The sequence below is a fragment of the Pedobacter changchengzhani genome, from assembly GCF_004354365.1.
Classification (GTDB): domain Bacteria; phylum Bacteroidota; class Bacteroidia; order Sphingobacteriales; family Sphingobacteriaceae; genus Pedobacter; species Pedobacter changchengzhani.
In genome coordinates, this window is sequence record NZ_SJCY01000031.1 from 1 (window position 1) to 1366 (window position 1366).

Here is a 1366-nt window from a genome sequence, read left to right on the forward strand (position 1 = left end):
GACACTATCCCTTTAAGTGTGTAAGTTGAAAAGTCACGTTAGGTTTTATATTTTAAGTCTTTGGTCAAATATAATCATAAATTGGTTTAGGACGATTCCCCAGTTTCTGATCGGCATTGTCCATTTTTTGGTTGCCTCTCTCAATGCGAGGAAAACGGATTTCATAACAGCCTCGTCTGTTGGGAAAGACATTTTGTTTTTGGTGTATTTCCTTATTTTTCCGTTGAGGTTTTCAATCAGGTTGGTGGTGTAGATAATTTTTCTGATCTCTATCGGGAACTCGAAAAACACCGTAAGTTCTTCCCAATTGTCGCGCCATGATTTAATGGCGTATGCATATTTTGATTCCCATTTTTCTGCAAAATCGTTGAGTGCAGCCTCTGCGGCCTGTTTTGTGGGCGCGTTATAGATGTGCTTCATGTCTGCTGTAAAAGGCTTTCTATCTTTCCAAACCACATATTTACAGGCATTCCTGATCTGGTGCACTACACATATCTGTGTCTGTGACTGGGGAAATACGGTGCGTATGGTCTGGGTAAAACCATTGAGGTTATCGGTTGCGGTAATGAGGATATCTTCCACACCGCGTGCCTTCATATCCGTCAACACGCTCATCCAAAAGCTGGAACTTTCGTTTTTGCCGAGCCACATGCCAAGCACTTCTTTCTTGCCGTCGCGACGTAGGCCAACGGCAAGGTAGATGGTCTTGTTGATCACCTTGCTGTTATCGCGTACTTTAAACACTATCCCGTCCATCCAGACAATGAGGTACAGATCCTCCAAAGGGCGGTTTTGCCAGGCAACTACCTCGGAGGTAACCGCCTCTGTTATCCTTGATATGGTAGAGGTGGAGACATCGAAATCGTACATTTCTTTTATCTGCTCGCCTATGTCGCTTACGCTCATACCCTTGGCGTAAAAGGATATGATGATATTCTCTAAACCTTCGATAATATTGTGCCTTTTGGGCACCAATGCCGGCTCGAAACTGCCCTCACGGTCTCTGGGCACCTTAATATGGTCTTCACCGAACGAGGTCTTTATCTTCTTTGTGCCGTGTCCGTTACGGTAGTTGCCTTCTCTAGTCCGCTCGTGCTTCTCGGTGTCCAGATGTTCGTCCAGCTCGGCCTCGAGCATGTGCTCCACCGCTCGCTTGTGCATAGTCTTGAAGAAAGAGGTAAGGTCTTCCCCAGTTTTGAAGGACTTGTAAAAGCCCTTGTCGTTCAATAATTCTTCTTTGTTGATCATAACTGTGTATATGGTTTAAATGTATAAAAGTTATTGCCGAAAAATTTTTGTTTGGCCTTGAGGGCCCAAAATTTTTCAGAATAACTTTTCGACTTACACAGTTAGTAGGATACTACCT

1 protein-coding gene is annotated in these 1366 nt (G+C 44.1%); it reads right to left on the bottom strand.

The genetic code is table 11. The features are described 5' to 3' along the window. Positions 1-45: 45 nt before the first annotated feature. Complete coding sequence (locus EZJ43_RS16950; RefSeq protein ID WP_449406373.1) at positions 46-1245, bottom strand: IS256 family transposase; 1200 nt, start codon at positions 1243-1245, stop codon at positions 46-48. Positions 1246-1366: the final 121 nt, after the last annotated feature.